This is a genomic window from Streptomyces himalayensis subsp. himalayensis (assembly GCF_013778455.1).
GTDB lineage: Bacteria > Actinomycetota > Actinomycetes > Streptomycetales > Streptomycetaceae > Streptomyces > Streptomyces himalayensis.
Genome location: NZ_JACEHE010000005.1, coordinates 325238 through 347910 on the forward strand (window position 1 = coordinate 325238; position 22673 = coordinate 347910).

Sequence of the window (22673 nt, forward strand, 5' to 3'; positions counted from 1 at the left end):
GCGAGCGAGCCGAGAGCACGCGAGGCAGCGGCCCGACACGCGTGCCGACCGACGCGGCACAGCACGGAAGGAGCCCCCGTGGCGCGGACCACGAGCAAGGACGTGGCCCGGGCGGCCGGAGTCTCCCAGGCCGCCGTCTCCCTCGTCCTCGGCGACAAATGGCGCGGCCGGGTCTCGGAAACCACCGCCGAACGCGTCCGCGACGCCGCCCGGCAACTCGGCTACCGGCCCAACCTCGCCGCCCGCAACCTCCGCCTCGGCCGCACCCGAACCGCACTCCTCGTCGTACCGGCCCTCACCAACGAGTTCTTCGCACGCGTCTACACCGGCGCCGCCCGCGTCGCCGCCGAACACGGCTTCGGCGTCGTCCTCTACCCTTCACCGGAAGGCATCGGCCCCGCCCGCGACCCCTTCGACTCCGCGGCAGCCGCCCTCGACGGCGTCATCGCCTCCTCCATGGCCGCCGACGCCCTCGCCGCGATCCGCGGCGACGAACTCCCCCTCGTCATGCTCGACAGCGACCCCGACGAGGGCCCCGGCGCCGCAACCGTCAACCTCGACCTCGCCGACGGCATGCGCCAGATCACCGACCATCTCCTCGGCCTCGGCCACCGGCGCTTCCTGCACATCGCCTCAGCCATCAGCTCCTGGACCTTCGAGGTACGCGCCAGAGCCCTCCACGGCGCCCTCAGAGACGTCCCCGGCGCCGAGCTGCGCACCGTGACCACATCCCTGAGCATCGATGCCTCACGGGACGCCACCGAAGCGGCACTCACCGCACCAGGCCCCCGCCCCACCGCCCTCGTCTGCGACGACGACTTCCTCGCCGTCGGCGCCTGCAAAGCGGCACGGCGACTGGGTCTACGCGTCCCGGACGATATCTCGGTCACCGGATTCGACGACCTGACCCTCGCCTCCGCCGTCGACCCCGAGCTCACCACCGTGCGGCTCCCCGCAGAGCACGTGGGCGAGCGAGGCATGGCCGCACTCCTCGCCATCCTCGACGGGCGGCCCGTAGGCGCCGACGACCTGCCGGTCCAGCTGGTCGTACGCGACTCGACAGCGCCGCCCCGCGCACAGTCCTGACACAAGCGCCCACATACGATCGCGCCCCCGACCCAAGGCCGGGGGCGCGGAGCGAGCGCGTGCTCCTACTCCTCGGACTCCTCCTCGGTGTCCGAAGGCGCATCCGTGGGCGCCGCCCCGCCATCCGCCTCCAGAAGACGCGACAGCTGACGCCCCACGATCCGCTTGAACTTCCGCTTCTGCGGACGCGTACGGTCCAGAACCGCCACCTCGAGCCGCTCCGCGGGGATCTCCCGCTCACTGCCGTTGGTGTCCCGCGACAACGCCTGCACAGCCAGCTTCAAGGCCTCCGCAAGCGACATACCGTCCCGGTGACGCTGATCCAGATAGCTGCTGATCTGCTCCGCATTGCCACCGACCGCGACCGAACCGTGCTCGTCCACGATCGATCCGTCATGCGGCAGGCGATAGATCTGATCGCCCTCGGGGGTCTCCCCCACCTCCGCGACCACCAGCTCCACCTCGTACGGCTTCTCCGCCGCACTCGAGAAGATCGTGCCCAGCGTCTGCGCATAGACATTCGCCAGACCACGCGCCGTCACATCATCACGGTCATAGGTGTAACCACGCAGATCGGCATAGCGCACACCGCCGATCCGCAGATTCTCGTATTCGTTGTACTTGCCGGCGGCCGCAAAACCGATCCGGTCATAGATCTCGCTGAACTTGTGCAGCGCACGGGACGGATTCTCACCGACGAACACGATGCCGTCGGCGTACTGCAGCACGACCAGGCTGCGACCGCGGGCAATGCCCTTCCGGGCATACTCGGCCCGGTCGGCCATCGCCTGCTGGGGTGAGACATAGAACGGCGTCGACACCGGCTGTCCGTCCCTTTCTGTCGGTGGTTCTGTCAGTCACGCAAAAGGATCCGCAATACGGATCCGACAGGTACGGATCAAAGGAGAGCGGCCCGCGGACCGTCAGGCTGCTCCAGGCGCCGCTCCAGGATCGACCGCGCGATCTGAGAGGACTCGTCGTCGGTCACCTTCCGGAATCCCTCATCGGTGATCACAGTGACAATCGGATAAATCCGGCGAGCGACGTCCGGACCACCGGTCGCGGAATCGTCGTCAGCCGCGTCATACAGAGCCTGCACCACGAGCGTCGTGGCCTGCTCCTCGGTCAGATCCTCGCGGTACAGCTTCTTCATCGCCCCCCGCGCAAAGAGCGAGCCAGAACCGGTCGCCGCAAAGCCATGCTCCTCGGAACGGCCACCCGTCACGTCGTACGAGAAGATCCGCCCCTTCTCACGGTCCACGTCATAACCCGCGAAGAGCGGCACCACGGCCAGACCCTGCATGGCCATACCGAGGTTGGAACGGATCATGGTGGAGAGCCGGTTCGCCTTGCCCTCCAGCGAGAGCTGCGTCCCCTCCACCTTCTCGAAGTGCTCCAGCTCCAGCTGGAACAGCTTCACCATCTCGACAGCCAGACCAGCCGTACCGGCGATACCCACCGCCGAATACTCATCGGCCGGGAACACCTTCTCGATGTCCCGCTGCGCGATGACATTGCCCATCGTCGCCCGCCGGTCACCGGCGAGCACCACACCACCGGGGAAGGTCACAGCAACGATCGTCGTGCCGTGCGGCGCCTCGATCACACCCTGCACGGGCGGCAGCGACCGCTTGCCCGGCAGCAGCTCCGGCTGGTGCTCGGACAGGAAGTCCATGAAGGACGAGGACCCAGGCGTCAGGAAGGCAGCTGGTAGACGCCCGGTGCTACGAGTATTGGCTTCCACGAGGTTCCTTCCAATCAGGCGGCAGCCCGACGAACAGTGTCGGGATCGTCTCCCAACTTGCCGATGGCCGAATTGCAGTTGAAGCACAGTACGCCACGGACCCTACCCGTGTTGTGGCAGTGATCCACATGCACAGCCAGGGCTTTTGGAGACAGATCACATAGAGACGGCGGAAGGCTTTGCAACCCCTTCGGGAACGCCGTGTTGCGCGCGAAGGCTGTCCGCGGCCTGCACTTTCCGGCACCGCGAACAGCGCTTCGCGCCCCACCCTTCAGGCGCTGGAGGCCCCCGCCCTTACCTTCGATTCGAAGGCAGAAGCGGCTTACTCCCCGCCCTTCTGAACGAACGAGCGTACGAAGTCCTCGGCGTTCTCCTCGAGTACATCGTCGATCTCGTCCAGAACAGAGTCCACGTCGTCGCTGAGCTTCTCCTGCCGCTCCTTGAGGTCCTCCGAAGCCTGCGCGTCCTGCGCCTGCTCCTCGACCTCCTCCGTGGAGCGCGTCGCCTTCTGCTGGCCGCCGCCGGTGTCCTTGGTCGCCATATCCCTCACCCCGCTCGATTCGCCCGACTAGGTTCGATCGGTCAAGATCAGACCCTACAAGCAGGGTCCGACATCGGCCCCGCCGTTGTTACAACGTCCGGGGACCACCTCGATGATTCCCGGACGCAGTCCTTTTCAGCCCCGGCAGCCCGGACCGGGCTGCCGGCGCGGTCAGCCGGTCAGCCGCCGGAGAGGACCCTGACCAGATCTTCCGCCGTACGGCACCGGTCCAGCAGCTCCTTGACGTGATTACGCGTTCCGCGAAGCGGCTCCAGGGTGGGTACCCGCTGGAGCGAGTCCCGGCCGGGGAGGTCGAAGATCACGGAGTCCCAGGAGGCGGCGGCGACGTCGTCCGCGTACTGCTCGAGGCAGCGGCCGCGGAAGTAAGCGCGTGTGTCCTCCGGTGGCTTCCCCTCGGCCCGCTCGACTGCTTCCTCGTCGAGGAGCCGCTTCATCTTGCCGCGGGCGACGAGACGGTTGTAGAGGCCCTTGTCGGGGCGTACGTCGGCGTACTGGAGGTCGATGAGCTGCAGGCGTGCCGCGTCCCAGTCGAGGTTGTCGCGGCGCCGGTAGCCCTCCATGAGTTCTCGTTTGGCGACCCAGTCGAGTTCGCCGGAGAGGCTCATGGGGTCGTGTTCGAGGCGGCCCAGGACGTCTTCCCAGCGGGTGAGGACGTCTTTGGTCTGGTCGTCGGCATCGGCGCCGAAGCGTTCCTCGACGTATTTGCGGGCGAGCTCGTAGTACTCCATCTGGAGCTGTACCGCGGTGAGTGTGCGGCCGCTGCGGAGGGTGACGAGCCGCTGCAGTGTGGGGTCGTGGGACACCTGGTGCAGGGTGCGTACCGGCTGGTCGACGGCGAGGTCGACGGCGATGAAGCCGTCTTCGATCATCGACAGGACCAGTGCGGTGGTGCCGAGCTTGAGGTAGGTGGAGATCTCCGACAGGTTGGCGTCTCCGATGATGACGTGCAGCCTGCGGTATTTCTCCGCGTCGGCGTGGGGTTCGTCGCGGGTGTTGATGATGGGGCGTTTGAGGGTGGTCTCGAGGCCGACTTCGACTTCGAAGTAGTCGGCTCGCTGGCTGAGCTGGAAGCCGTGTTCGTGGCCGTCCTGGCCGATGCCGACGCGGCCTGCGCCGGTGACGACCTGGCGGGAGACGAAGAAGGGGGTGAGGTGACGCACGATGTCGGAGAAGGGGGTTTCCCGCTTCATCAGGTAGTTCTCGTGCGTGCCGTAGGACGCGCCCTTGTTGTCGGTGTTGTTCTTGTAGAGGTGGATGGGCTGGGCGCCGGGGAGCTGTGCTGCGCGCTCGGCGGCCTCGGCCATGATGCGTTCGCCGGCCTTGTCCCAGAGGACGGCGTCCAGGGGGTTCGTGACTTCGGGGGCGCTGTATTCGGGGTGTGCGTGGTCGACGTAGAGGCGTGCCCCGTTGGTGAGGATGACGTTGGCGAGGCCGATGTCCTCGTCGGTGAGCTGGCTGGCGTCGGCGGCCTCGCGGGCGAGGTCGAATCCTCGCGCGTCGCGCAGCGGGTTCTCCTCTTCGAAGTCCCATCGGGCGCGGCGCGCCCGGTGCATCGCCGCCGCGTATGCGTTGACGATCTGGGACGAGGTGAGCATGGCATTGGCGTTGGGGTGGCCGGGGACGGAGATTCCGTACTCCGTCTCGATGCCCATTACTCGCCGTACGGTCATGCGGCCCTCCTTGCCCGGCGGCGCCCTCGGTCGGGGGCGGCGCTCAAGTACCGCTGTTGCTCCGGTGCGTGTGCGGTGCCCGTCCCCGCACTGCGCGACTCGGCGGTACCGAAGAGCCTAGAACGCCTTTGCGCTGGTGGGGAGATCATTCTCGTCTTTGCTCTCGCTCGGGTGTCGCCACGGTGAGGAGCTGTGTGCGGTCGGTCAGTATCAAGAAAGCAGTCGGCTGCGGGTACCCGTGGAGGACACCCGCAGCCGTCCTGTCTTTTACAGGTACTGACCGGTGTTTGCCACCGTGTCGATGGAGCGCCCGGTGTCTGCGCCCTGCTTTCCGGTGACGAGGGTCCGGATGTAGACGATCCGTTCGCCCTTCTTTCCGGAGATGCGTGCCCAGTCGTCCGGGTTTGTGGTGTTCGGCAGGTCTTCGTTCTCCTTGAACTCGTCCACGCAGGCCTGGAGGAGGTGGGAGACGCGGAGGCCCTTCTGGTTCGCCTCGAGGAAGGCCTTGATGGCCATCTTCTTGGCACGTCCGACGATGTTCTCGATCATGGCGCCGGAGTTGAAGTCCTTGAAGTAGAGGACTTCCTTGTCGCCGTTGGCGTACGTGACCTCGAGGAAGCGGTTCTCCTCGGATTCGGCGTACATCTGCTCGACGACGGACTGGATCATGCCCTGCACGGTGGCGGCCTTGTCATGACCGTGTTCGGCCAGGTCATCGCCGTGCAGCGGAAGCCGTTCGGTCAGGTACTTGGCGAAGATGTCCTTCGCCGCCTCGGCGTCCGGGCGCTCGATCTTGATCTTCACGTCCAGGCGCCCGGGGCGCAGGATCGCGGGGTCGATCATGTCCTCGCGGTTGGAGGCGCCGATGACGATGACGTTCTCGAGGCCTTCCACGCCGTCGATCTCGGCGAGCAGCTGGGGGACGATGGTGTTCTCCACGTCCGAGCTGACGCCGGAGCCACGGGTGCGGAAGAGCGACTCCATCTCGTCGAAGAAGACGATGACGGGTGTGCCCTCGGAGGCCTTCTCGCGTGCCCGCTGGAAGACCAGGCGGATGTGGCGCTCGGTCTCGCCGACGTACTTGTTGAGGAGCTCGGGGCCCTTGATGTTCAGGAAGTACGACTTCCCGGCGGGCTGGCCGGTCACCTCGGCGACCTTCTTCGCAAGGGAGTTGGCGACGGCCTTGGCGATGAGTGTCTTGCCGCAGCCGGGGGGGCCGTAGAGCAGGACGCCCTTGGGCGGGCGCAGCTCGTGCTCCTTGAAGAGGTCGGGGTAGAGGTAGGGGAGCTCCACCGCGTCCCGGATCAGCTCGATCTGGCCGCCGAGGCCGCCGATCTTCTCGTAGGTGATGTCCGGGACCTCTTCGAGGACGAGCTCTTCGACCTCGCTCTTGGGCACGACCTCGTAGACGTAGCCGGATCGGGGTTCGAGCAGCAGGGCGTCGCCGGGGCGGATGGTGACGTCCAGCAGCGGCTCGGCGAGCCGTACCACCCGTTCCTCGTCGGTGTGCCCGAGCACGAGGGCGCGCTCGCCGTCCTCGAGGATCTCCTTGAGGGTGACGATGTCCCCGACCCGCTCGAACTCCATGGCCTCGACCACGTTGAGCGCTTCGTTGAGCATGACTTCCTGGCCGCGCCTGAGCTCGTCGAGCTCGACGCTGGGGCTGACGTTCACCCTGAGCTTGCGGCCCCCGGTGAAGATGTCAGCGGTGCCGTCCTCGTTCGCCGTGAGGAAGACACCGAAGCCGGCCGGCGGCTGTGCGAGCCGGTCGACCTCCTCCTTGAGGGCCACGATCTGGTCTCGGGCCTCACGGAGCGTGTTCGCGAGCCGCTCGTTCTGTGCGGACACGCCGGCCAGGTTGGTCTGCAGCTCGACGATCCGCTCTTCGAGAATCCTCGTATGGCGCGGAGAGTCGGCGAGCTTGCGGCGCAGGACGGCGATTTCCTGCTCGAGATAGGCAATCTGACCGGCAGGGTCGTCGGACCCTCGACCCGGGCGGATGCCGCGGTTGATGTCGTCGTCGTGGGCTGCCACGGTCCTCACCTCCTCCAAAGGGAGCTGGACGCTTCCAGACCCTACCTGGGTGGGTGTCGATTGAAACCCCTAGATCACAAAGACGGTCGGGGTGTGTCCGATCTTCACCCTTGCGCTGCCCTTCACGCCAGGGGGATACCCACCCACAAACATGGGAAAGCGGGCGGTTGTATCGTCGAAGCGTTCAACACCCGTCAGACCTGGGCCGACTTGCTCGCGGGCCCGGTGATCTCGACGAAGGGAAATGGCAGGAGATATGACCGTGCAGAACGAGGCCGGCGCCGGCACCGAGGCTCTGGAGGTCTGGATCGACCAGGACCTGTGCACTGGCGACGGGATCTGCGCCCAGTATGCGCCTGAGGTCTTCGAGCTGGACATCGACGGTCTGGCCTATGTGAAGAGCCCTGCCGACGAGCTTCTGCAGGCTCCGGGGGCCACAACGCCCGTTCCACTGCCGCTTCTGCGGGATGTGACCGACTCCGCGAAGGAGTGTCCGGGTGACTGCATTCATGTACGTCGCATTTCAGACAAGGTAGAGGTATTCGGCCCCGACGCTGAGTGACCTCGTTACTGCGTAGCGTTGCAAAAGCCATGAGCCCGGACTGCGGTGTCGCCGTCCGGGCCCTTCGCTGTGTCTGATGCGTCACATTTTCTTGCTGGTGCCTGTGGGTGTCGACGGCTGGACTGCTGTCCGCATCGACGGCTGGGCGTCCATGGGCACTCCCGTGTGCCGCTGGGTGTCAGACGCCGAGGGCCCCGGCGGGTGTGGAGCGGACGAACGTGCCGTTCTTCCACTGCCACTTGGCCTTCTGCTGCTGGTCCGGGCAGCAACTGGGAACGTCGGGCGACGAGTAGCCGAGCAGGGTGGCGGTGACGGCTCCGTCCTCGACAGCGAAGTCGGAGACGGTGAGGTGGTCCTGTGGGTCGACGAGTGTGGCCACGACGCGGGGCTGGGCGTTCGCATCGGTGGGCTGCGTGATCACGTAGATGCCGTTGGGCGGGGTGCCCGAGCCCGCGTCGCAGCGCACCACGGCGACGGTCTCGGGTCTGCCGTCGCCGTCGAGGTCCCCGGACGCCTTCTTCTCCACCACGGTCCTGGCCGCGCCGCAGTTGAGGCCGAAGTCGACAGCGGCCGGGTCCGGGGCCTCCACCGGGGTGGATTGGTGGCTTCCCGGCTGGGCGGCGGTGGCGGCTTCGGGCTGGAAGAAGGAGGAGCCCGCGACCACGGCGGCGAGGGCGGTGGCGGTGGCCAACCAGTGGATCGGGCGGGTTTGGCTGTGCGCCAGTTCCGGGACGGCGGATTGCTGCACTAGGAGCGTCTCCTGCGAGGGCTGTGCCGGTGGGGGTGGCCAGCATGGTGCCATACCTCACACCGAGGCGGAACGGCGGGGTCCGGTGGAACTGCCGGTACGTCAAGGAAAAGGCCCCGCAGACGAGTTCCCAGGTCCTCTCGGGGAACTGGGCAGGCGGATTTGTCCGTTCAAGTGCCGTTGGGCGGGCCGGTGTGGCAAGCCTCTTCTTCGAGCCTGGCGCGCCGCGTTGTTGGGCCTGGTCGGCCGCAGTGTGCCATCGGCGTATCGCCGATCTCCGTGGGACTGGAGCTCCCTGGATCAGCCCTTCGCGCCCCGGCGTGGGGGGCGGCGGCGCCACTCGGTTGAGGGGCCGGCGGGCGAGGAGAGGGCAGACGAAGGGCCGCCGGCTGTGTCAGCGCGGCGGCCCTTGAGTCGTGCGGTCGACGGCCCCGGTCAGCGGGGCGGGCCTCCGTCGGCGTTCGGGCCGGTGTAGTCCTCGCCGTAGGCGCCCTTCGCGGGGCGGCGCCGGCGCGTGGGCGGCTCGACGCCGTCGGCGAGGCGGCGGGCGGTGAGCAGAAAGCCGGTGTGGCCGATCATCCGGTGGTCGGGGCGGACGGCGAGGCCCTCGATGTGCCAGTTGCGGATCATCGTCTCCCAGGAGGTCGGCTCGTTGAAGCAGCCGATCTCGCGGATGGACTCGACGGTCCGGGCGAGCTGGGTGGTGGTCGCCACGTAGCAGCAGAGGATGCCACCCGGGACGAGCGCCTTGGAGACGGCCTCCAGGCACTCCCAGGGGGCGAGCATGTCCAGGATGACGCGGTCCACGTCGGTGTCCGACAGGTTGTCCTGGAGGTCGCCGACGGTGAGCTGCCAGGCGGGGTGCGGGCCGCCGAAGTAGCGCTCCACGTTCTGCCGGGCGATGTCGGCGAAGTCCTCGCGGCGCTCGTAGCTGTGCAGCATGCCGTGGTCGCCGATGGCGCGCAGCAGGAAGCTGCTGAGCGAGCCGGAGCCGACGCCTGCCTCGACGACGCGTGCGCCGGGGAAGATGTCGGCGAATGCCAGGATCTGCCCCGCGTCCTTGGGGTAGACCACGGCGGCGCCGCGGGGCATGGACAGGACGTAGTCGGGGAGCAGGGGGCGCAGCGCGAGATAGGCGACGTTCCCCGTGGTGCGGACAACGCTGCCCTCGGGAGCGCCGATCAGCTCGTCGTGCGGGAAGGAACCCTTGTGAGTGTGGAAGTTCTTCCCGGCCTCGAGCGTGAACGTGTAGTGGCGGCCCTTGGGGTCGGTCAGCTGTACCTGGTCCCCGACCTTGAAGGGCCCGCGCCTGCGGGCGGCACCGGTCGGTTCGGACATGTGACCAGCCTACCGGTCCTGGCCGGGGGCGCTGACCACGTGAAGCCGGGGTCGGTGAGGACCACGTGGAGCCGGGGCCGCCGACCGCGTGGGCGGCACCGGAGGCGAACCGAGCCCTATGAAGCGGGTCGGGCCATTGCCTTCACGAAGGCGCGCTCGACGTCGGCCGCGGACAGCACTCCGTAGATCTCGCCGGTGTCCTCGACCACCAGGTACTCGGTGGCAGGCGTCGCGCGCAGTACGTCGAGGAGCTCCTCGCCTGCGAGCTCGGCGGAGACTCGCATGCCGTCGGTCAGGTCCTGGGCGAGGCTGCTCACCGCGACCCAGGGCCTGCGGTGCTCGGGCACGCCGACGATGGCGGCCTCACGCACCACCGAGAGGGGGTCGCCGTGCGCGTCTACGACGACCAGGGCGCGGGCCCCCGACTCGTTCGCGCGGCGCAGCGCCTCGGAGAGCGGGGTGTCGCTCGCGACCGGGACGGCCCGCCGGGTCAGGGCGCGGGCGCGCAGCTCGGGCAGGTGTTCGCGGAGCCGGGCCATACGGAGACTGTTGCCGGCGCCGGTCCAGATGATCGCGGCGAGGATCGCGGCGAGCAGGGCGTCCGTGACGGTGTCCATGCCGCTGATCTCCTCGGCGCCGGAGCCGAGGGCTCCGGACTGGGTGAGGAGCGGCAGCCCGACGAGTACGGAGATCGCCAGGGCGCGGCCGACCCAGGCCGCGGCGATCGTACCGCTCATGGGTTTGCCGGTGATCTTCCAGACGACGGCCCGCAGCATCCGGCCGCCGTCCAGCGGCAGTCCGGGGAGGAGGTTGAAGGCGGCCACGATCAGGTTGGAGATCATCAGGCCCGCGAGGAGCACTCCCGGTACGGTGCCGGGCTCGACGGCCTGCAAGCCGGCGTAGAACACCCCGGCGAGTACGAGCGAGAGCAGCGGCCCGACGAAGGCCAGGACGAACTCGCGCCCGGGCGTCTCCGACTCCTTCTCGATCTCGGACACGCCACCGAAGAACTGCAGCTGGATACGGCGTACGGGCAGCTTGAAGCGGAGCGCCGCCACTGTGTGGGCGAGCTCGTGGACGAGTACGGACGCGTAGAAGGCGACCGCGAAGAAGAGCGAGACGAGATAGCGGACGGCGCCGAGTTCCGGCAGGACGCGGTCGATCTGTCCGCCGAAGACCCAGGTGATCAGCGCCGCGACGAGGAACCAGCTGGGCGCGACGTAGACGGGCACGCCGAAGGGCCGCCCCATGAGCAGCCCGCCACCGGGCCCCCGCGGCGGCTTGCCCGGTCCACCCGGGCCGGGCCCCGTCGGCGGCCCCTGGCCCGGCCGCCCCGCGGACCCACCGGCGGGCGACCCGGCGGACCCACCGTCCGGCGACCCGGCAGACGCGCCGGACCGACTGCCGTCGGACCCACCGGTACCGGCGTCACGGTCCACAGGCGTGCCACGCGAGGGCCCTCCGGACCCACCGGCCCAAGGCCCTGCAGCGGAGCTGCCGGCCGAAGACCCTGCAGCCCCAGCGGCCGAAGGCCCCGCGGCCCTGCCGGGCCGACTGCCGTCGGGCCCACCGGCACCGGCCTCACGCTCCACAGCCGTGCCACCCGAGGACTTTCCGGCCCAAGGCCCTGCAGTGGACCCACCGGCCGAAGACCCCGCAACCCCACCGTCCGAGGATCCTGCCGATCCATCGGCCGAAGGTCCCGTGGTCCCACCGTGCTCGGCAGCACCCCACGGCTGCGTCGCGGAAGCATCCGCTGGACGGTCCTGGGAGCCGCCGCTCGACCTCTGCAGGGCGGCATCCTGCCCAGCCCGCTCCGCGAGGTCCCCGCGCGCCGCCTGCCCTTCCGGCCGCTCGGGGCCGGAAGCGGCAGACGGATCCGTAGGCGCCGCCGGACGCGAAGGGGCTGACGGACCCGGAGGCGCTGACGCGCCGGGGCCGGATGGCTGGGTCGGCTTGGTGTGGGCGTCCGGTTCGGCGGTGTTCGAGGCGTTCGTGTCGGGGCGCTCCTGGTGGGCGAGCGGAGTGTGGTCCCCGTCCGCGAGCTGGGCGTCTTGCCCGGTGCCGACGGGCGATGCCGGCCGTTCGGGCGGGGCGTCGGCGCCGTCCGGGCGTGACGGTGCGATGCGGCGCTGGTCCGCTCCGCTGTTGCCCGACCGCGGCTGTCCGCGCCCGCCGCTCTCGTCCACGGTGTCCCCTCGTTCGAAGCGTCCCTCGCCCCTGCTGTCGCCGGTCACGGTCATACAGGGCGAGTGGGTCTGCTCGTCGATGGTATGCGGCCGCTCCTTTGCGTTCCGCCTCGACTCCCCCTCTCTGCGGCCGGGTTGCCCGCACCTACGGATGCGGCTACCGAGCTGTGCGCGAACGGCACTGTCAGTGGTGGGTCGTAAGGTCTGTTGTCATGGAAACCAGCTCCGACGGTGCCGCGGCGACGACGGCGGCCGCGCCTTCTGCCGTGGCTGCCGCGCCCCCGGCGTCGCTGTCGCCCTCGCGTGCCGGCGACTTCATGCAGTGCCCGCTGCTCTACAGGTTCCGGGTGATCGACAGGCTGCCCGAGAAGCCGAGCGAGGCGGCCACCCGCGGCACCTTGGTGCACGCCGTGCTGGAGAGGTTGTTCGACGCCCCTGCAGCCGAGCGTACGGCGCCGCGCGCGAAGTCGCTGGTCCCCGGCCAGTGGGACCGGCTCCGCGAGGCGAGACCGGAGCTGGCGGAGCTCTTCGACGACGCCGACGAGGATGCGGCGGGCGAGCGGCTGACCCGGTGGCTGGCCGAGGCTGAGGCGCTCGTGGAGCGATGGTTCTCGCTGGAGGACCCGACCCGCCTGGAACCGGCGGAACGCGAACTGTTCGTGGAGGCCTCCCTGGACTCGGGGCTGAAGCTGCGCGGCATCATCGACCGCGTCGACGTGGCGCCCACGGGCGAGGTGCGGATCGTCGACTACAAGACGGGCAAGGCCCCGCGCCCCGAGTACGCCGAGGGCGCCCTGTTCCAGATGAAGTTCTACGCCCTGGTGGTGTGGCGTCTCAAAGGCATCGTGCCGCGCCGCCTGCAGCTGGTCTATCTGGGCAGCGGTGACGTGCTGACGTACGACCCGGTCATGGCTGATCTGGAGCGTGTGGAGCGCAAGCTGCTGGCGCTGTGGGACGCCATCAGGCTGGCCACGGAGACGGGTGAGTGGCGCCCGCGGCCGACGAAGCTGTGCGGCTGGTGCGACCACCAGGCGCACTGTCCGGAATTCGGCGGGACTCCCCCGCCGTATCCGCTGCCGATCAGAACGCGCGGGTCCGCCGGTGATCGCCTCCCGGTCGATCCGGCAGGGCCCGTCGGGGATGAGGACCCGGTTGCGTCGGGCGGACCCGTCGGGGATGAGGTCCCGGTTGCGTCGGGCGGACCCATCGGGGATGAGGTCCCGGTTGCGTCGGGCGGACCCCTAGGCGATCAGGTCCCGGTGACCACGGCCCCGTCCGGCGGCGAGCAGACCGCGGTCAGTCCCCGCGGACCCGTCCGCAGGAAGGCCCCAGTCAGCACGGCCCCGCCCGGCCTCGAGCAGACCCCGGTTATTTCGGGCGGACCCGTCGGCGATGGGGTCCCGGTCACTTCCCACGGACCCGTACGCGAGGAGGTCCCGGTGACCACGGCCCCGTCCGGCGGCGCGTCCGAGGCTGGAATCCGCCCATTGCCCGCCGGTACGGCCCAGGCCGCCGGCCGTCACGCCCCCTCCTCGACGCCGGGCGCCGACAGCAATCAGCCCCCCTCCAGGGCGCCCGAGGCCGGCGGCGCCGCGCAGGGCAGAATGGGGCCGGACTAGCGAAGGAGACTTACGTGGCGATCCGCGTCCTACTGGTCGACGACCAGCCGCTGTTGCGCACCGGGTTCCGGATGATTCTGGAGGCCGAGCAGGACATCGCAGTGGTCGGCGAGGCCGGGGACGGCCTCCAGGCGCTCGACCAGGTCCGTGCTCTCCAGCCCGATGTCGTCCTGATGGACATCCGCATGCCGCGTATGGACGGGGTCGAGGCGACCCGGCAGATCACCGGGCCCGGCCGGGACGGACCGGCGAAGGTGCTCGTGCTCACCACGTTCGACCTCGACGAGTACGTGGTGGAGGCGTTGCGGGCGGGTGCCAGCGGCTTCCTGCTCAAGGACGCCCCGGCGAACGAGCTGGTCCAGGCGATCCGGGTGGTCGCGGCGGGCGAGGCGATGCTCGCGCCGAGCATCACGCGCCGGCTGCTCGACAAGTACGCCGAGCATCTCCCGTCCGGCGACGAGCCGGTGCCGGACACGCTGCACACGCTGACCGAGCGCGAGGTCGAGGTGCTGAAGCTGGTGGCCCGCGGCCTGTCCAACGCCGAGATCGCCGCGGAGCTGTTCGTGAGCGAGACCACCGTCAAGACGCACGTGGGCCATGTGCTCACCAAGCTGGGCCTGCGCGACCGGGTCCAGGCCGCGGTGTACGCGTACGAGAGCGGTCTGGTCCGCCCGGGCGCCCAGTAAGACCGACCGGACACGGACCCCAGCCGACGGAAACACCGAGGACCGCCCTCTCCAGAGCGGCCCTCGGTGCACCGCACCCACTCAGTTCCGGTTCACAGCCGGGCTCAGCTCTTGACCGGCCCAGTTCTGGCCCGGCTCAGCCCTTGCTGATCTCCCAGAACCGGAAGACCGTCGACGCGTCGAGGCAGTTCTCCACGCCGTACACACGGTCGTGGACGACCGCGTACTGCTTGGCCTGCCACACGGGGATTACCGGCAGCTGGTTCGCCACGATCTCCTGAAGCTGGGCGTACTGCCTGTCGGTCGCGGTGCGGTTGCTCTGGGCGGCCGTGCGGGGAATGATCTTCCCGGTGATCGTGCTGTTCTCGTAGCGGTTGTCGAGGACGTTGCCGTCGCCGAAGAACGGCTGCGTGAAGTTGTCGGGGTCGGGGTAGTCCGGCACCCAGCCCTTCACATAGACGCCGTACTTGCCGGCCTTGATGTCCTTCTCGTACTCGTCGAACTCGACCGACTTGACGTCGGCGTCGAACAGACCGCTGGCGTTGAGCTGCTTGGCGATCGCCTTGAACTCCTGCACGGTGGCAGGGCCGTAGCGGGAGGGCGTCGCCCACAGCGTCAGCTTCACCTTGCCGGTGATGCCCTCGGCGCGCAGCGCCGCCTCGGCCTTGTCGGGCCCCGGCCGGGCGCCGTAGGTGTCGAAGAAGGCGGTGTTGTGGCCGCCGATGCCGGCCGGGATGATCGAGTAGAGCGGCTCGGCGGTGTCCTCGTACACCTCGTTGACGAGCGCCTCCCGGTCGAGGAGGTACGCGATGGCCTTGCGCACTCCGAGCTTGCCCACGACCGGGTCGTCCATGTTGAAGACCAGGTGCTGCACTTCGGCGCTGGAGCCCTCGACGACCTCGATGTTCCCGCTCTTGCCGGACGTGTTCTGCTGGATGTCGGCGATGTCCTGGGCGGCGAGGCCTCGGTAGGCGAGGTCGATCTTGTTGTTCAGCAGCGCGTTCTTCAGGGCGGTCTGGTCGCCGTGGAAGAACTTGAGGGTCATCCCGGAGTTCTTGACCTCGGCGGTGCCCTTGTACTCCGGGTTGACGGAGAACACCGCCTCCTTGTCGCTGAAGGAGTCGAGCTTGTACGGGCCCGAGCCGACCGCCTTGCCGTCGGTGCGCAGGCTGGTCCTTTCGTACTCGCGGTGGTCCACGATCGAGCCGGCGCCGGAGGCGATCTTGCTCGGGAAGGTGGCGTCGGCGTACTTGAGGTTGAAGACGACGGTCTTGGCGTCCGGTGTCTCGACCTCGTCGAGCATGGGGAACATGATCGCCGGACCGGCGTCGTCGTCGATCTTCATCATGCGGTCGAAGGAGTACTTGACGTCCTCCGAGGTGAGCGCGTTGCCGTTGCTGAACTTCAGGCCGTCGCGCAGGGTGCACTCGTAGACCTTGGTACTGGAGTCGGTGAATCCGCACTCTTCGGCGGCCTCCGGAGCGGGCTCCGTGGCGCCGTTGGGGAAGCTCAGCAGTGACTGGAAGACGTTGTTGAACAGCAGCCATGAGCCGGGGTCGTAGCCGGACGCCGGGTCGGTGGCGAGGACGTCGTCCGACATTCCCATCACCACGGCCTCGCCTTCGCCGGCCGAGGCGTCGTCCTGGGAGCTGCCGCAGCCGGTCAGCAGGGCGGCGGCCAGGCCGGCGCTGAGGGGCGGGAGCAGCCACTGGTTGCGCATTTTCACGTACGTGTGCCTTGTCGTCGTTCTCCGAAGGAAGCTCTGGCTCTCGATACGGGCCAGGTCAGTCGCTCATGCCGCGGCTGAGCTCCCACAGCTGAAGGGTCGAGGAGGAGTTGAGGGCCCACTCCGTGCCCGTGATGTCGTCGCGGGCCGCGATGTACTGCTTGCCCTGCCACAGCGGCAGCACCGGGACGTCGTCGGCGACGATGTTCTGGATCTCCTCGATGCTCTCGGACGCGGTGAGGCGGTCGGCCTCCCGGCGCGAGTCCGGGATCAGCTTGTTCCGGATCCTGGAGTTGGCGTACGGCGAGCCGAGGAAGTTGTCCTTGTCGAGGAACGGCGCGAGGAAGTTGTCGGCGTCGGGGAAGTCCGGGAACCAGCCCATGCCGTAGACCGCGTACTCGCCCTTGGCCTCGTTCGGGCGGAAGGCCGCCCACTTCTCGCCCTTGATGCTGACGTCGAACAGTTCGCTGTCGTTCAGCTGCTTCTGCAGCAGCTCGAACTCCTTCTTGGTGGCCGGACCGTAGTGGTCGGTCGTGTAGTTCAGGGTCAGCTTCACCGGCGTGGTGATGTTCGCCTTGGCCAGAATGGAGCGGGCCTTGGGGGTGTTCGGGTCGCCGTACTTGTTGAAGAACGAGTTGGCGTGGCCGGTGATGGTGGCCGGTACGAGCGAGTACAGCGGCTCGGCGGATGTGCCGTAGACGTCGGACGCGATGTGACCACGGTCGATGACCTGTGCCATCGCCTGCCGGACGGCCTTGCTCCTGACCTGCGGGGCGTTGGTGTTGAAGCCCAGGTAGCGGATCTCCAGGCCCGGCATCTCGACGAGCTTGATGTTGCTGTCCGGTCCTGCGTTGGAGAGCTTCTCGATCTGCTCGGGCGACATGGTGCGGGTCATCAGGTCGATGTCGCCCTTGTCGAGCGCCGTGCCCATGGCCTCGGCGCTGTCGAACGACTCCACCTCGACCGTCTCGTTCTGCGGCATCAACTCGCCCTGGTATTCGGGGTTCTTGGTGAAGACCGCTTTGACGAGCTCGTTGTTCCTGGTCTCCATCTCGACGGTGTAGGGACCGGAGCCGTCGACCTGGAATCCGTCGCGCAGCTTGCTCTTGGAGTAGTCCTTCGGGTTGACGATGCCCGCGGCCGGCGTGGCCAGTTTGTACGGGAAGGTGGCGTCCGCGGTGTTGAGGTGGAAGATGACCTCGCGGTCACCCCTGGTCTCGATGGTGTCGATGCTGGAGAGCAGACCGGCCACTCCGCTGTCGCTCTTGATGGCGCGCACGCGGTCGATGGAGTACTTCACATCGGCGGCCGTGAGGGGGCTGCCGTCGGCGAACTTCAGGCCCTCGCGCAGGGTGCAGGCATAGCGTTCGTTGCCGTTGTCGGAGAATCCGCACTGCTCCGCGGCCTCGGGCTCCGGCTCCCCGTCGCCGCGCGGCAGGGCCATCAGGGTCTGCAGCGTCTGCCGCAGGATGTTCCAGGAAGCGACGTCGTAGGCGTATGCCGGATCGAGGGGCGCGGGGACCGCGTCCGATGCGCTGAACCGGTCGGTGGTGCCGACGACGATCGCTCCACCGTCGTCGCCTCCGCTGTCGGAGCCGCCACATGCGGCGAGGGCGGGGGCGAGCAGGCCGGTGACGGCCGCCAGAACCAGGATCTTGCGGTTCATGCTCGAAGTTCTCCAGAGCTTTCAATACCCGTGCCGCCCGGCAACGGGGGTGGATGCTGACGGGGCACGAGCCAGTACGGCGATGTTCTCGCCTCGACATTAGTGCGCGGCGCAGGGCGTCCCGACCGGGCTGGAGTTGAGGGTCCATCACGCAGCGGCACCGGGCGTGGACACACCGAAAACCCGCCAGTGGGAGCTTTCATCCGGTGCTTAACAAATAGGACACAACGCTTTCCGTGCCCCCAGCGGAATCAGGGCTTCGGCACAACGGAAAAGACCTGTCGACCCCCGCGTCGGGTGGGAAACGTCACACCCTCAGGAGTGGCGGTGACCATCGGATTTCGGCCAGTCGCATCACGGTTTGAGTTCATCCGTCATCAGGCCCTGGAGAAAGGGCAGGTCGACCTCCTCGAGGGAGGTGACCACGGTGCGTCCCGCGACGGGTGCGATCGGGGCGACCGAGGGGACGGCCACCACCCGGCAGCCCGCGGCCTCGGCGGCGGCGACGCCGGTCGCGGTGTCCTCGACGACGGCGCATCTGGCCGGGTCCGCGCCGAGACCGGCGGCGGCGAGCAGATAGGGGTCCGGGTGCGGCTTGGTGCGCTCGACCTCGTCCCCCGCGATGGTCAGTGCGAAGTTCTCCCGCCCGAGCGAGTCCAGGATGCGGTCGATGATGCGCCGGTGGGACGCGGAGACCAGGGCTGTCGGCACCTCGTGCGCGGCCAGTTCGGCGAGCAGCCGTGCGGCGCCCGGCATCAGCGGGAGATTTCCGTTGAGGCGCTCCTCGAACGCGTCGTTGATCAGCACCGTGAGCTCCGGGAGCCCGATGTCGGCGCCGGTGACCTCGATGAGGAATCCGGCACTGCGCGTCATGGGACCCCCGACCACCACATGGCGCCATGAGTCGTCGAGCAGATGGCCGAGTCCTGCGAAGACCTCGACCTCGGCGTCCCACCAGAAGCCCTCGGTGTCCACCAGGGTGCCGTCCATGTCCAGGAGTACGGCCTGCAGGGCGGAGCCATCGGCCGATCGGGTACCGACAACGGGGACCGTACTCGTCATCCGCGCACACCTCCGTGAGGGACGAGAAGGCCGGTTCCCAGGGGGAACCGGCCTGCACTGGATCGACCAGTGTACGACTCGTCCGCGGTGCGCGCTCTGTGACATTTTTTCGCGCGTGTCACCGCGTGTTCTGCGGGTACCCGCTCAGGGCGCGAGTACCCGCCCGGCGGGCGCGACCACCCGCCCGGCGGCAAAGACCCGCAACCGGTGCGGTGCCCGCAGGCGCTGCGAGTGCCTGCGCTACCGCGCGTTGAAGTACTTCGCCTCCGGATGGTGGATGACGATGGCGTCGGTGGACTGCTCGGGGTGGAGCTGGAACTCCTCCGACAGCTGGACGCCGATGCGTTCCGGCTCGAGGAGCTCGGCGATCTTGGCGCGGTCCTCGAGGTCGGGGCAGGCGCCGTAGCCGAGCGAGAAGCGGGCGCCACGGTACTTCAGTGCGAACATCTCTTCGATGTCGGCCGGATCCTCACCGGCGAAGCCCAACTCGGAACGCACGCGCGCGTGCCAGTACTCCGCGAGCGCCTCGGCCAACTGCACCGACAGACCGTGCAGTTCCAGGTAGTCGCGGTAGGAGTCGGACGCGAACAGCTTCGCCGTTTCCTCCCCGATCCGCGAGCCGACCGTGACGACCTGCAGGCCGACGACGTCGGTCTCGCCTGACTCCTCCGGACGGAAGAAGTCCGCCAGGCACAGCCGCCGGCCGCGGCGCTGGCGCGGGAAGGTGAAGCGGGTGCGCTCGTTGCCCTGCTCGTCGAGGATGATCAGGTCCTCGCCCTTGGACACGCACGGGAAGTACCCGTAGACCACGGCCGCTTCCAGCAGGTTCTTGGTCTGCAGCTCGTCCAGCCAGCCCCGCAGCCGCGGCCGCCCCTCACTCTCGACAAGCTCGTCGTACGTGGGCCCGTCGCCGGTACGGGCCTGCTTCAGGCCCCACTGGCCCTTGAACAGCGCGCCTTCGTCGAGCCAGGAGGCGTACTCCTTGAGCTGGATGCCCTTGACGACGCGGGTGCCCCAGAACGGCGGGTTGGGGACGGGATTGTCGACAGCCACGTCCGAGCGCACGGCGCCCTCTTCAGGACGCTCCTCGACCTGGACCGTGGCCGCCCGCACCCGGCGCTGCTTCAGCTCGGGCAGGGCCGCGCCGGGCACGCCCCGCTTGACCCCGATCAGGGCGTCCATCAACCGCAGCCCCTCGAAGGCGTCGCGGGCGTAGCGCACCTCGCCCTCGTAGATCTCGTGCAGGTCCTGCTCCACGTATGCGCGGGTCAGCGCCGCGCCGCCGAGGATGACCGGGTACTGGGCGGCCAGCTTGCGCTGGTTCAGCTCCTCCAGGTTCTCCTTCATGATCACCGTGGACTTCACCAGGAGCCCGGACATGCCGATGACGTCGGCTCGGTGCTCCTCGGCGGCCTCGAGGATCGCGGAGACGGGCTGCTTGATGCCCAGGTTCACGACGTTGTAGCCGTTGTTCGACAGGATGATGTCGACCAGGTTCTTGCCGATGTCGTGGACGTCGCCGCGCACGGTGGCCAGGACGATGGTGCCCTTGCCCTCCGCGTCCGACTTCTCCATGTGCGGCTCGAGGTAGGCCACGGCGGCCTTCATGACCTCGGCGGACTGCAGTACGAAGGGCAGCTGCATCTGGCCGGAGCCGAACAGCTCGCCGACGACCTTCATGCCGTCGAGCAGGGTCTCGTTGACGATGTCGAGGGCCGGGCGCTCCTGGAGCGCCTCGTCGAGGTCGGCCTCCAGGCCGTTGCGCTCGCCGTCGATGATGCGGCGATTGAGGCGCTCGTCCAGTGGCAGCGCCGCCAGCTCTTCGGCCTTGCCCGCCTTCAGCGACTTCGCCGTGGCGCCCTCGAACAGCTGCATGAGCTTCTGCAGCGGGTCGTAGCCCTCCGAGCGGCGGTCGTAGATCAGGTCGAGGGCGGTGGTGACCTGCTCCTCATCGAACCGGGCGATCGGCAGGATCTTGCTCGCGTGCACGATTGCCGAGTCGAGCCCCGCCTTGACGCACTCGTCCAGGAAGACCGAGTTGAGCAGGATCCGGGCGGCCGGGTTGAGGCCGAAGGAGATGTTCGACAGACCCAGTGTGGTCTGTACGTCCGGATGGCGGCGCTTGAGCTCGCGGATCGCCTCGATGGTGGCGATGCCGTCCTTGCGGGACTCCTCCTGGCCGGTGCAGATCGTGAAGGTGAGGGTGTCGATGAGGATGTCCGACTCGTGGATGCCCCAGTTCGTCGTCAGGTCCTCGATCAGCCGCTCGGCGATCGCCACCTTGGTCTCGACGGTGCGGGCCTGGCCCTCCTCGTCGATGGTCAGCGCGATCAGCGCGGCGCCGTGCTCCTGTGCGAGGCGGGTGACCTTCGCGAAGCGCGACTCGGGCCCGTCGCCGTCCTCGTAGTTGACGGAGTTGATGACCGCCCGGCCGCCCAGCTTCTCCAGGCCGGCCCGGATGACGTCGACCTCGGTGGAGTCCAGGACGATCGGCAGCGTGGAGGCGGTGGCGAAGCGTCCGGCGAGCTCCTCCATGTCGGCGACGCCGTCGCGGCCCACGTAGTCGACGCACAGGTCGAGCATGTGCGCGCCCTCGCGGATCTGATCGCGGGCCATCTCGACGCAGTCGTCCCAGCGGCCCTCGAGCATGGCCTCACGGAACTTCTTCGAGCCGTTGGCGTTGGTGCGCTCGCCGATGGCCAGGTACGAGGTGTCCTGGCGGAACGGAACCGTCTGGTACAGCGAAGCCGCGCCCGGCTCAGGCTGCGGCTGCCGCTCGGTCGGGGTGAGGTCCCGCACCCGCTCGACGACCTGGCGCAGGTGCTCCGGCGTCGTACCGCAGCAGCCGCCGACGAGGGAGAGGCCGTACTCCTGTACGAAGGTCTCCTGGGCGTCGGCCAGTCCCTCCGGGCCGAGCGGGAAGTGCGCGCCGTCCTTGGTGAGCACCGGCAGACCCGCGTTCGGCATGCAGAGCAGCGGAATACGGGAATGGCGTGTGAGATAGCGCAGGTGCTCGCTCATCTCCGCGGGGCCGGTCGAGCAGTTCAGGCCGATCATGTCGATGCCCAGCGGCTCCAGCGCCGTCAGCGCCGCACCGATCTCCGAACCCAGCAGCATCGTGCCGGTGGTCTCGAACGCCATCGAGCACAGCAGGGGCACCTCGATGCCGGTCGCCTCCATCGCGCGCCGGGCACCGAGGATCGAGGACTTGGTCTGGAGCAGGTCCTGAGTGGTCTCCACGATCAGGGCGTCCGCTCCCCCGGCGAGCAGACCCTCGGCGTTGGCCTGGAAGCCGTCGCGCAGGGTCCTGTAGCCGACGTGGCCGAGGGTCGGCAGCTTCGTGCCCGGGCCGATCGAACCCAGTACCCAGCGCTGGCGGCCGTCGCGGGCACCGAACTCGTCGGCGGCCTCGCGGGCGATGCGGGCCCCGGCCTCGGAGAGCTCGTACACCCGGTCGGAGATGTCGTACTCGGCCATGGCCGTGCGGTTCGCCCCGAAGGTGTTCGTCTCCACGCAGTCCACGCCCACGGCGAAGTACGCCTCATGGACGGAGCGGACGATGTCCGGGCGGGTGATGTTCAGGATCTCGTTGCAGCCTTCGAGGTTCTCGAAGTCCTCGAGGGTCGGGTCCTGGGCCTGGAGCATCGTGCCCATCGCACCGTCGGCCACCACTACGCGGGTGGCGAGTGCTTCGCGCAGGGCCCCTGCCCGGGCGCGGCTGTCGGAGGGGACGGTGGAAGGGGTCGGCAACGAGGCCATGTAGTGCTCCCTGGAGTGCGACGGCTGTCGGCTTTGCGCCCTTCTCGTGGAGGACGCACTCCGCCAGGGTAGCCGGGACGGCCGTCCGCCCGTACGCGCGTCCACGAGCCGGACGGGCCGCCTGATCAGGCAGGCTGCCAGATTACGCTCCCGGACCGGCGTGCCCCACGGCACGGGGCTGGTCGCGCAGTTCGGCAACGACCGATAATGTTCGTCATTGTC

At 68.6% G+C, this 22673-nt stretch carries 14 protein-coding genes and 3 pseudogenes; 4 read left to right on the forward strand and 13 right to left on the reverse strand.

Features of this window, described 5'->3' with window-relative positions:
• Positions 1 to 78: 78 nt before the first annotated feature.
• Entirely contained in the window at positions 79 to 1086 is a 1008-nt protein-coding gene (locus tag H1D24_RS11515) for a LacI family DNA-binding transcriptional regulator (protein ID WP_181657336.1), read from the forward strand.
• 65 nt (positions 1087 to 1151) lie between these two features.
• Here H1D24_RS11515 and prcA read toward each other — a convergent pair whose 3' ends face one another.
• From prcA to arc, 6 genes and pseudogenes are all read right to left on the reverse strand, one after another.
• Complete coding sequence (gene prcA / locus H1D24_RS11520) at positions 1152 to 1907, reverse strand: proteasome subunit alpha (RefSeq protein ID WP_181657337.1); 756 nt, start codon at positions 1905 to 1907, stop codon at positions 1152 to 1154.
• A gap of 77 nt (positions 1908 to 1984) precedes the next feature.
• Positions 1985 to 2830, reverse strand: coding sequence for a proteasome subunit beta (prcB, locus tag H1D24_RS11525; RefSeq protein WP_181657338.1), 846 nt, complete (start codon positions 2828 to 2830; stop codon positions 1985 to 1987).
• Positions 2782 to 2976 (reverse strand): annotated as a pseudogene (locus H1D24_RS44010) (endonuclease domain-containing protein); the annotation flags it as partial. The gene prcB and the pseudogene H1D24_RS44010, both read right to left, overlap by 49 nt.
• Before the next feature lie 176 nt (positions 2977 to 3152).
• Complete coding sequence (locus H1D24_RS11535; protein ID WP_011027899.1) at positions 3153 to 3371, reverse strand: ubiquitin-like protein Pup; 219 nt, start codon at positions 3369 to 3371, stop codon at positions 3153 to 3155.
• Between the two features lie 179 nt (positions 3372 to 3550).
• Positions 3551 to 5062: a depupylase/deamidase Dop gene (gene dop / locus H1D24_RS11540; protein WP_374064211.1), complete on the reverse strand. Its 1512-nt coding sequence runs from the start codon at positions 5060 to 5062 to the stop codon at positions 3551 to 3553.
• 267 nt (positions 5063 to 5329) lie between these two features.
• Positions 5330 to 7096 carry a proteasome ATPase gene (gene arc, locus H1D24_RS11545; protein WP_181657339.1) on the reverse strand — a complete coding sequence of 589 codons (1767 nt, stop codon included), beginning with the start codon at positions 7094 to 7096 and terminating at the stop codon, positions 5330 to 5332.
• A 256-nt stretch (positions 7097 to 7352) separates the two neighbouring features.
• Between arc and H1D24_RS11550 the strand changes: the two genes are divergently transcribed.
• Positions 7353 to 7658 carry a ferredoxin gene (locus H1D24_RS11550; RefSeq protein ID WP_181657340.1) on the forward strand — a complete coding sequence of 102 codons (306 nt, stop codon included), beginning with the start codon at positions 7353 to 7355 and terminating at the stop codon, positions 7656 to 7658.
• Between the two features lie 178 nt (positions 7659 to 7836).
• Here H1D24_RS11550 and H1D24_RS11555 read toward each other — a convergent pair whose 3' ends face one another.
• The 3 genes and pseudogenes from H1D24_RS11555 to H1D24_RS44375 form a co-directional block, all read right to left on the reverse strand.
• The gene (locus tag H1D24_RS11555) at positions 7837 to 8406 is read right to left on the reverse strand and encodes a hypothetical protein (protein ID WP_181657341.1); all 570 of its coding nucleotides are present in this window, start codon (positions 8404 to 8406) and stop codon (positions 7837 to 7839) included.
• 435 nt (positions 8407 to 8841) lie between these two features.
• Positions 8842 to 9744: a tRNA (adenine-N1)-methyltransferase gene (locus H1D24_RS11560; RefSeq protein ID WP_181657342.1), complete on the reverse strand. Its 903-nt coding sequence runs from the start codon at positions 9742 to 9744 to the stop codon at positions 8842 to 8844.
• Positions 9745 to 9860: 116 nt separating this feature from the next.
• A pseudogene (locus H1D24_RS44375) lies at positions 9861 to 11021 on the reverse strand (site-2 protease family protein); the annotation flags it as partial.
• A 1124-nt stretch (positions 11022 to 12145) separates the two neighbouring features.
• Between H1D24_RS44375 and H1D24_RS11570 the strand changes: the two are divergent.
• A pseudogene (locus tag H1D24_RS11570) lies at positions 12146 to 13036 on the forward strand (RecB family exonuclease); the annotation flags it as partial.
• Positions 13037 to 13566: 530 nt separating this feature from the next.
• Positions 13567 to 14238, forward strand: coding sequence for a response regulator (locus H1D24_RS11575; RefSeq protein ID WP_181657343.1), 672 nt, complete (start codon positions 13567 to 13569; stop codon positions 14236 to 14238).
• Between the two features lie 136 nt (positions 14239 to 14374).
• Here the strand turns inward: H1D24_RS11575 and H1D24_RS11580 are convergent, their stop codons facing one another.
• The 4 genes from H1D24_RS11580 to metH form a co-directional block, all read right to left on the reverse strand.
• A complete protein-coding gene (locus tag H1D24_RS11580; protein WP_181657344.1) occupies positions 14375 to 15964 on the reverse strand; it encodes an ABC transporter substrate-binding protein in 1590 nt (529 codons plus the stop codon).
• Between the two features lie 58 nt (positions 15965 to 16022).
• Positions 16023 to 17630, reverse strand: coding sequence for an ABC transporter substrate-binding protein (locus H1D24_RS11585; RefSeq protein WP_181657345.1), 1608 nt, complete (start codon positions 17628 to 17630; stop codon positions 16023 to 16025).
• A gap of 354 nt (positions 17631 to 17984) precedes the next feature.
• Positions 17985 to 18692, reverse strand: coding sequence for an HAD family hydrolase (locus H1D24_RS11590; protein ID WP_181657346.1), 708 nt, complete (start codon positions 18690 to 18692; stop codon positions 17985 to 17987).
• Positions 18693 to 18932: 240 nt separating this feature from the next.
• Entirely contained in the window at positions 18933 to 22451 is a 3519-nt protein-coding gene (gene metH, locus H1D24_RS11595) for a methionine synthase (RefSeq protein WP_181657347.1), read from the reverse strand.
• Positions 22452 to 22673 lie beyond the last annotated feature (222 nt).